This window comes from Streptomyces sp. NPDC049040 (assembly GCF_043197715.1).
Taxonomy (GTDB): domain Bacteria; phylum Actinomycetota; class Actinomycetes; order Streptomycetales; family Streptomycetaceae; genus Actinacidiphila.
Genome location: NZ_JBICTO010000002.1, coordinates 197,378 through 205,606 on the forward strand (window position 1 = coordinate 197,378; position 8,229 = coordinate 205,606).

5 protein-coding genes, 1 tRNA gene and 1 pseudogene are annotated in these 8,229 nt (G+C 72.1%); 3 read left to right on the forward strand and 4 right to left on the reverse strand.

Annotated elements, in window-relative coordinates; genetic code table 11:
• The first annotated feature begins 24 nt into the window (after window positions 1-24).
• Window positions 25-2,955: a glycoside hydrolase family 48 protein gene (locus tag ACGFMP_RS05800; protein ID WP_393670520.1), complete on the forward strand. Its 2,931-nt coding sequence runs from the start codon at window positions 25-27 to the stop codon at window positions 2,953-2,955.
• Between the two features lie 170 nt (window positions 2,956-3,125).
• On the opposite strand, the gene ACGFMP_RS05805 is transcribed toward ACGFMP_RS05800, so the two are convergent.
• Window positions 3,126-3,887: an NADPH-dependent F420 reductase gene (locus ACGFMP_RS05805; protein WP_393670522.1), complete on the reverse strand. Its 762-nt coding sequence runs from the start codon at window positions 3,885-3,887 to the stop codon at window positions 3,126-3,128.
• A gap of 94 nt (window positions 3,888-3,981) precedes the next feature.
• Between ACGFMP_RS05805 and ACGFMP_RS05810 the strand changes: the two genes are divergently transcribed.
• Window positions 3,982-4,425, forward strand: coding sequence for a winged helix-turn-helix transcriptional regulator (locus ACGFMP_RS05810; RefSeq protein ID WP_393670523.1), 444 nt, complete (start codon window positions 3,982-3,984; stop codon window positions 4,423-4,425).
• Between the two features lie 150 nt (window positions 4,426-4,575).
• On the opposite strand, the gene ACGFMP_RS05815 is transcribed toward ACGFMP_RS05810, so the two are convergent.
• From ACGFMP_RS05815 to ACGFMP_RS05825, 3 genes and pseudogenes are all read right to left on the reverse strand, one after another.
• Window positions 4,576-4,648, reverse strand: a tRNA-His gene (locus tag ACGFMP_RS05815).
• Between the two features lie 128 nt (window positions 4,649-4,776).
• Window positions 4,777-5,394, reverse strand: a complete 618-nt coding sequence (gene orn / locus ACGFMP_RS05820) for an oligoribonuclease (RefSeq protein WP_393670525.1) — start codon at window positions 5,392-5,394, stop codon at window positions 4,777-4,779.
• Between the two features lie 5 nt (window positions 5,395-5,399).
• Window positions 5,400-6,732, reverse strand: a pseudogene (locus ACGFMP_RS05825) (helix-turn-helix domain-containing protein).
• A 772-nt stretch (window positions 6,733-7,504) separates the two neighbouring features.
• On the opposite strand from ACGFMP_RS05825, the gene ACGFMP_RS05830 reads away from it, so the two are divergent.
• Entirely contained in the window at window positions 7,505-8,026 is a 522-nt protein-coding gene (locus ACGFMP_RS05830) for a universal stress protein (RefSeq protein ID WP_393670527.1), read from the forward strand.
• The last annotated feature ends 203 nt before the right edge of the window (window positions 8,027-8,229 follow it).

Below are 8,229 nucleotides of genomic sequence, written 5' to 3' on the forward strand. Positions count from 1 at the left end.
AGAACCGCGAGGAGGACCTCTCGCATGCCCAGAGGAAGACCGATCAGAACGCGGACCAGGAGACTGCTCACCGCGCTGACCGCCGCGCTCGCACTGCCGCTCGGCCTGACCATGGCCACCGGTGGCGGTGTCGCGCACGCGGCCGGCCTTCAGTGCAGCGTCGACTACACGACCAATGACTGGGGTTCCGGTTTCACCGCGAACGCCAAGATCACCAACCTCGGTACCGCCGCGATCTCCGGCTGGACGCTGACGTACTCCTACACCGGCAACCAGACGCTGCAGAGCGGCTGGAACGGCACCTGGTCGCAGTCCGGCAAGGCTGTCACTGTCAAGTCGCTGGACTGGAACAAGACAATCGCGCCCAACGCGAACGTCACGTCCAGTGCCAACTTCAACTACAGCGGCACCAACGCGGCACCGACCAGTTTCAGTGTGAACGGCACGGTCTGCGGGGGCGCTCATCAGCCGCCGCTGCCGGTGCTCACCAGTCCGACGGCCGGTGCGACCTTCAGCGCGGGCGCCACCATCCCGCTGGCCGCCACTGCGGTCGCCGCGGACTCGGCGACCATCTCCAAGGTCGAGTTCTACAACGACACCACACTGCTGGGCACCGACACCACCTCGCCCTACACGTTCAACTGGGCCTCGGTGCCGGCCGGCGACTACTCGGTCTACGCCAAGGCGTACGACAGCCTCGGCGCTTCCGGCGAGTCCACCCCGGTGGGCGTGCACGTCGCGAGCGGCCCGTCGATCGTCGCCTCGCCCACGACCGTGTCGGTGCAGCAGGGCAAGACCGGCACCTTCGGCGTGAAGCTGTCCAGCGCCCCGGCGTCCAACGTGACGGTCGGCGTGGCCCGCACCGCGGGCAACAGCTCGCTGAGCGTCCAGTCCGGGTCGAGCCTGACCTTCACCCCGTCGAACTGGTCGACCGCGCAGAACGTGACGGTCGTGGCCGCGGCCACCGGCACCGGCTCCGCGACCTTCTCGGCCACCGCGACCGGCTACAGCACCGCGGCCGTCACGGTCAACGAGATCAGCGCGACCGGCGGCGACTACGCAGCCCGGTTCCTGTCGCTCTACGGGAAGATCACCGACCCGGCAAGCGGCTACTTCTCACCCGAGGGCATCCCGTACCACTCGGTCGAGACGCTGATCGTCGAGGCCCCGGACTACGGTCACGAGACCACGTCCGAGGCGTACTCGTACATGATCTGGCTGCAGGCGATGTACGGGCAGGTCGCGGGCGACTGGAGCAAGTTCAACGCGTCGTGGGCGACCATGGAGAAGTACATGATCCCCACGCACGCCGACCAGCCGTCCGGCGGCTCGTACAACCCGAGCGCTCCGGCCACCTACGCCCCCGAGCACCCGCTGCCCTCCGATTACCCGTCGCAGCTCGACGGCAACATCAAGGTGGGTGTGGACCCGATCGCGAGCGAGCTGAAGTCGGCCTACGGCTCGGACGACATCTACGGCATGCACTGGCTCCAGGACGTGGACAACATCTACGGCTACGGTGACACGCCCGGTGGCGGCTGCGAGCTCGGCCCGACGGCCGACGGCCCCTCGTACATCAACACCTTCCAGCGCGGTGCGCAGGAGTCGGTGTGGGAGACCGTGCCGCAGCCGACCTGCGACGCGTTCAAGTACGGCGGCAAGAACGGCTACCTGGACCTGTTCACCGGCGACTCGAACTACGCGCAGCAGTGGAAGTACACCGACGCACCCGACGCCGACGCGCGCGCGATCCAGGCCGCCTACTGGGCGGACACCTGGGCCAAGGCGCAGGGCAAGGGTGCGGACGTGGCGGCCACCGTCGCCAAGGCCGGCAAGATGGGCGACTACCTGCGGTACTCGTTCTTCGACAAGTACTTCAAGAAGATCGGCAACTGCACCAGCCCGAGCACCTGCGCGGCGGGCACCGGCAAGGACAGCGAGCACTACCTGCTGTCCTGGTACTACGCCTGGGGCGGCTCGTCCGGCTCCGGCGGCGGCTGGTCCTGGCGGATCGGTGACGGCGCCTCGCACTTCGGCTACCAGAACCCGCTGGCGGCCTACGCGCTGACCACCGACTCGGCCATGGCGCCCAAGTCGGCCACCGGCAAGCAGGACTGGACCACCAGCCTCAGCCGGCAGCTGGAGTTCTACAAGTGGCTCCAGTCCTCCGAGGGCGCCATCGCCGGTGGTGCCACCAACAGCTGGGACGGCGCCTACGCGCAGCCCCCGAGCGGCACGCCCACCTTCTACGGGATGGCGTACGACTGGGAGCCCGTCTACCACGACCCGCCGTCGAACCAGTGGTTCGGCATGCAGGCCTGGTCGATGGAGCGGGTCGCCGAGTACTACCAGCAGACCGGTGACGCCAAGGCCAAGGCCATCCTCGACAAGTGGGTGACCTGGGCGATCTCCCAGACCACCATCAACGCGGACGGCACCTTCAAGATCCCGTCCGACCTCCAGTGGACCGGCGCGCCGGACACCTGGAACGCGAGCAGCCCCGGTGCCAACACCGGCCTGCACGTGACGGTCTCGGCCTACGGCAACGACCTGGGTGTCGCGGCGGCCTACGCCAAGACGCTGTCCTACTACGCCGCCAAGTCCGGCAACACCGCGGCCAAGACCACGGCCAAGGCGCTGCTCGACGGCATGTGGGGCAACTACCAGGACCCGCTGGGCATCGCCACCCCGGAGACCAGGACCGACTTCAACCGGTTCGACGACCCGGTCTACGTGCCGTCCAGCTTCTCCGGCACGATGCCCAACGGCGACAAGATCAACTCCAGCTCCACATTCATCGAGCTGCGGTCCTTCTACAAGAACGACCCCAACTGGTCGAAGGTCCAGGCGTACCTCAGCGGAGGGAACGCGCCGAGCTTCACCTATCACCGCTTCTGGGCCCAGGCGGACATCGCGATGGCGATGGGTGCCTACGGTCTGCTCTTCGGCGAGTGATCCACACCTCCGGCGGAGGCCGGGGCGGGAGATGACCCGGGTTTCCTGACAGTCACCCGGCCCGCCCCCGGCCCACCGCCGGACCCGGGCCGCGGCCCCGCTCCCTCCCCGGCACTCGGAGGGGGCGGGGCCGCGGTATGCCCTGGCACCGGGCGGGGTGTGCCGCGGGCCTACGCGGCGGGCTGCGGGTGGGCCACGGCGTCTTGGGGGCCGGCGGGTGCCGCGGGTCTGGCGGGCGTCTCGTCGGCGGGTGCCGCGGGTGCGGCGGGTGTCTCGCCGGCGGGTGCGTCCGCGGGTGCGTCGGCCGGCGCGGGAACGTGCGGGACCGCCGTGGCGGGGTCCACCCCGGAGAAGGCCAGGCCGATGACGAATCCGGCCACCTCCTCCAACTGCCGTGCCCTGCGCAGCGGCCCGAGCACGGCGGGGCGGCCGCCCGCGTCCTCGACCAGCCGGGAGACGGTCGCGAGCGCCGCCGCGTCGTCACCGGCCAGCGCGACCGTCACCGGTGCGCGGCCCGGCTGCCACTGGTCGGCGGCGAAGAGGTGGAAGCCCTTGACCACGTGGGCGCCCGGCGCCAGGTCGGCGACCTGCTCGGCGGCGGACCGGCCGCCGGCGACCAGGAGTTCGCCGACACCGTGGGCCACGGCGTTGGTCGGATCGATCAGCGGCGTCCCGGCCAGCGAGCCGCCCGCTGCCCCCGCCGCGCCGAGGATGTCCGCCAGGCCCTCCCAGGCCACCGCGACCAGCACCGCGTCCCGCCCGGCGACCGCGGCTGCCGGCTCCACCGCCGTCGCCGCGCCGCCCATCCGCTCCGCCGCGGCCCGGGCCCGCTCCCGCGACCGGCCCCCGACCCGCACCTCGTGCCCCGCCCTGCCCCACGCCGCGCCCAGCGCGACGGCCAGCGTGCCCGTACCCAGAATCCCGATCCGCATGTCCAGCTCCCCTTGTCGGCGGCGTACGGGGGCCTACGGTAGGAAAACCGATACGCACCGACCGGTAGGAAACGGGTGGGCGACGATGAGTGCCATGGACGACGAGCGCACGGCCGGCGCCGCGGACGGCCGCACCAGCGGCGGGCCCCAGGACGCGGACGGCTGCGGTCCCGAAGAGGGCGGCCCCTGCGACGAGTTGCTTGCCGACTGCCGGCTCCGCGCGGCCACCGACCTGCTGGCCCACACCTGGGACCCCGTCGTCCTGGCCGGGCTGCGCCCGGGCCCGCGCCGCCGCCGCGACCTGCTCGCGGCCATCGGCGGCATCAGCGACAAGGCCCTCACCGAGACGCTGCGCCGCCTGGTCGCCAACGGCCTGATCGCCCGCCACCGCCGCCCCGCGGCCCCGCCCCACGTCGCCTACGGCCTCACCCCGCTGGGCGCCAGCCTGGTCGACGGCCCGATGCGCGCGCTGGCCGCCTGGACCCTGGCCCACGGCGACGCGCTGCTGGCCGCCCAGGAGGCGGCGGCCGGCGGCTGAGGCGGCGGGGACGGCGGCGGGGCCCCGCGGCGTTCGCGCCGCGCTCCAGGGTTCCCCGGGCGTTCCCAGCGCCGGGGACGTGCTGCGGACCATGCCGGGGACATGAAGAAGCCCCGGCCCGTTTTCACGGGCCGGGGCTTGATCGGACAGGGTGAGTGACGGGACTCGAACCCGCGGCATCCTGGACCACAACCAGGTGCTCTACCAGCTGAGCTACACCCACCATGAGCGGCGCTTTCCCGGCTGGACTTCCTGCTGGGGTGGCGCCGCCTCGAAAAGTGTACAGGGTGGCGAGGGGTGGTCGCGCACCGCTTTTGCGGCGGCCCGGGCGCGGGGCGCCCGGCGGTCACGTCAGTGGGCGGCCGGACCGTCGGACGGGACGACGTGGCGCGCCGCGATGGCGCGGGCGGTGTCGGTGTCGGGGCCCGGCTGGGGCACGAAGACCGCCTCGCGGTAGTAGCGCAGCTCGGCGATGGACTCACGGATGTCGGCCAGCGCCCGGTGGTTGCCGTTCTTGTCCGGGCTGTTGAAGTAGGCCCGCGGATACCAGCGGCGGGCCAGCTCCTTGATCGAGGAGACGTCCACGATGCGGTAGTGCAGGTGCTGCTCGAGCGTGGGCATGTCGCGGGCCAGGAAGCCGCGGTCGGTGGACACGGAATTCCCGCACAGCGGCGCCTTGCGCGGCTCGGTGACATGCCCGCGCACGTAGTCGAGCACGATCTGCTCGGCCTCGGCGAGCGCCACCCCGCCGGCCAGCTCGTCCAGCAGGCCGGACGCGGTGTGCATGGTCCTGACCACGTCCGGCATCGTGTCGAGCGCCTCGGCGGGCGGGCGGATCACGATGTCCACCCCCTCGCCGAGCACGTTCAGCTCCGAGTCGGTGACCAGCGCCGCCACCTCGACCAGCGCGTCGTGCGCCAGTGACAGGCCGGTCATCTCACAGTCGATCCACACCATCCGGTCGTTCATGCGTCTCACCCTACGGGGCGATCACGCGGTCCCGGCAGCGCGGCGCCCAGACTGCGTCCCGCGCGCAGCCTGCCGCGCCCCGGGCCCTCTGCCGGGTCGCCCCTGCCGGGCTGGTCGGGCACCCGGGTGGCGAAGGCGTCGCTGTCCGGCTTGCCCGGCGCGGCAAGGATCTGGGACACCGGTACGTGGCCGGTGGGAACGGGCAGGCCAGGGCCCCGGCGCAGGGCCGCCAGCTCCGCGGAGACCGGCGGGCGGTCCTGGTCGTCCTGCGGCCTGCGGGCCCGGTAGGCGGCCCGGTAGGACGCGGGGGAGGAGCCCAGCTGCCGCCGGAAGTGGCCGCGCAGCGCCACCGGGGAGCGGAAGCCGCAGCGGCCCGCGACCTCGTCCACCGAGTAGTCCGACGTCTCCAGCAGCCGCTGCGCCTGGAGCACCCGCTGGGTGATCAGCCACTGGAGCGGCGCGCTGCCGGTCAGCGACCTGAAGCGGCGGTCGAAGGTCCGCCGGCTCAATGTACGCGCGGGCGGCCAGCGCCTCCACGTCGAACTGCTCGTGCAGGTGCTCCAGCGCCCAGGCGACGACCTCGGCCAGCGGGTCGGCGCCGATCTCCTCCGGTAAAGAGCGGTCCAGGTGCCGCTGCCCGGTCTGCCAGTCGGCCCGCCGCGGCGGTACGACCAGCCGGCGGGCCAGTGCCGCCGCGGCCTCGCCGCCGTGGTCGGTGCGCACCACGTGCAGGCACAGGTCGATGCCGGCCGCGGTGCCGGCGGAGGTGAGGACGTCGCCGTCGTCCACGAACAGCTCCCTGGGGTCCACGTGGACCGAGGGGTAGCGCTTGGCGAGCGTGGGCGCGTACATCCAGTGCGTGGTGGCGGGCCGGCCGTCCAGCAGGCCGGCCGCGGCCAGGACGAAGGCGCCGGTGCACAGGCCGATGATCCTCGCGCCCTCCTCGTGGGCCCTGCGGATCGACTCCAGGGCCTCGGGAGGCGGCGCCTGGGAGATCGACCGCCAGGTGGGCACCACGACGGTGCCGGCCCGGGAGAGTGCTTCCAGGCCGTAGGGCGCGGTCAGTTCCAGGCCGCCGGTGGTCCGCAGCGGCCCGTCCTCGCCGGCGCAGACCAGCAGCCGGTAGCGCGGCACCCCCGCGTCCTGGCGGTCTATGCCGAAGACGGACAGCGGTATGGAGCTCTCGAAGATCGGGCCGCCGCTGAAGAGCAGCACGGCGACGACTTCCGGGCGCCGGCGCGCGGAGAGCTTACGGATGGCGCGAGGCGATGCCGATGACACCGATGGTGCTTGCGACGGACTCTCCGTCGCCGTACCGGAACCGGACTCCTGGCTCATGGAGCTCAAGCCCCCCTCGAATCGACGCGTCGTCACCTCGGTCCTGCACGTTCCCCCCACGAGGCCACCCAAGATCAAATCTACTGTGTCAGGTGGGGCGTTAGTGACACCTTCGACACCTGACGCTAAGTCGACAAGACAACGTGGCGTAAAGCATTCGATCACGAAGCGTTTCACTCGTGGAGCCAGGAGGGAAGTACGCCTCCCGTCACTTCGGCCACGCAGTGCGTCATCCGCGACACGCCGCATCGTAGAACCGCAGGTGGCAGAGGTGTTAGCGAGCGGGAATCCGAACGGGAGCGCAGGGCCGATAAGTTGGCCGAAAAGCGCCGTTCGGGAGCGGGGTGCGCGTAAAAGGCGCCCGGTGGTGCGCCCGGCGGCCGCGGCCGGCTCCTCGGGAGTCCGGAAGGAAGGCCGCGATCCGGCGGATATCCCGTGGCGGGAGCGGGTAAAGGCCGGAATACGGCGCACGGGTCACTCGCGGGTGATCCGGTGCGCCCCCGGGATGCGCCGTTGCGCCGCAGTGTGCAGCCGGTTGGCGGGATGGCGTTGCACTCTGGGCGCCGCTCCGGCATTCTCCTGGGAACTCGGGGTAGCCGAGCTGTGAAGTTCCGTCGCATCTGTGCAGGCGGACTTCCCAGCCGTACCCTGGTGAGAGTGGGACGGGAAGTGGCGAAGTGGCCCAAAAGGGCCGTTCCGGCGGCCCGCCCCGCACGCACCGTCCTGTCCACTGCTCGGCGCGTCAGCGCCGCCCTCGCCGAGAATCCGCATCATGGCCGGTCATGACTCTCCAGAGCCCGCCGATCGCAGGCCGCTCGCCGAATCGGCGGCACTGCCCGAGCAGGTCCCAGCACTGAGCCACGCCTGTGATCCTGCCTTCCGGCACGGCGTCGTGGTCGGCTTCGACGGTTCCGTTTCCAGTGAACGCGCCCTGTCGTACGCGATCGGCATGGCCCGCAGGACGCACTCCGCCCTGATCATCGTGCATGTCGCCAACCGCCTGCCGGCCACCGTGTGGGCGGGTTGCGAACCGCCGGTCTTCGTGGACGTCCCCGACCACCGCACCGAGGTGCTGGGCCTGGAGCTGGCCTGCGCGGACCACTTGGCCGAGATCTCCTGGGTCCTGGTCGAGCGCGGCGGCGACATCTGCCACGAGCTCGAAGAGGTCGGCCGGGAGTACGAGGCGGACGCCATCGTGGTCGGCGGCACCCACGGGCTGGCCGGCCGGATCTTCGGCTCGGTCGCCGGACGCCTGGCCCGGCGGGCGCAGCGGCCGGTGGTGGTCATCCCCTGACCGGGACCGCCGCGCCGTGAGGCGGGCGGGACGCGGGACGGCCGGGACCGTAGGGGCACGGGCACGAACGCATGAGTGGGGGGCGGGCGGCCCCCCCCCCCCCCCCCCAACCCCCCCCCCACCCCCCCCGCCCCCCCCCGCGCGCGGGAGGGCCCGGTGGGGGGGGGGTTGGTTTTACCGCCCCCCGCCCCGCGCGGGGTGTT

Coding starts and splice junctions, on each gene's coding strand:
- ACGFMP_RS05800 (WP_393670520.1), top strand. CDS start 25: ATGCCCAGAGGAAGACCGATCAGAACGCGGACCAGGAGACTGCTCACC.
- ACGFMP_RS05805 (WP_393670522.1), bottom strand. CDS start 3,887: ATGCGGATCGGGATTCTGGGTACGGGCACGCTGGCCGTCGCGCTGGGC.
- ACGFMP_RS05810 (WP_393670523.1), top strand. CDS start 3,982: ATGGACGACGAGCGCACGGCCGGCGCCGCGGACGGCCGCACCAGCGGC.
- orn (WP_393670525.1), bottom strand. CDS start 5,394: ATGAACGACCGGATGGTGTGGATCGACTGTGAGATGACCGGCCTGTCA.
- ACGFMP_RS05830 (WP_393670527.1), top strand. CDS start 7,505: ATGGCCGGTCATGACTCTCCAGAGCCCGCCGATCGCAGGCCGCTCGCC.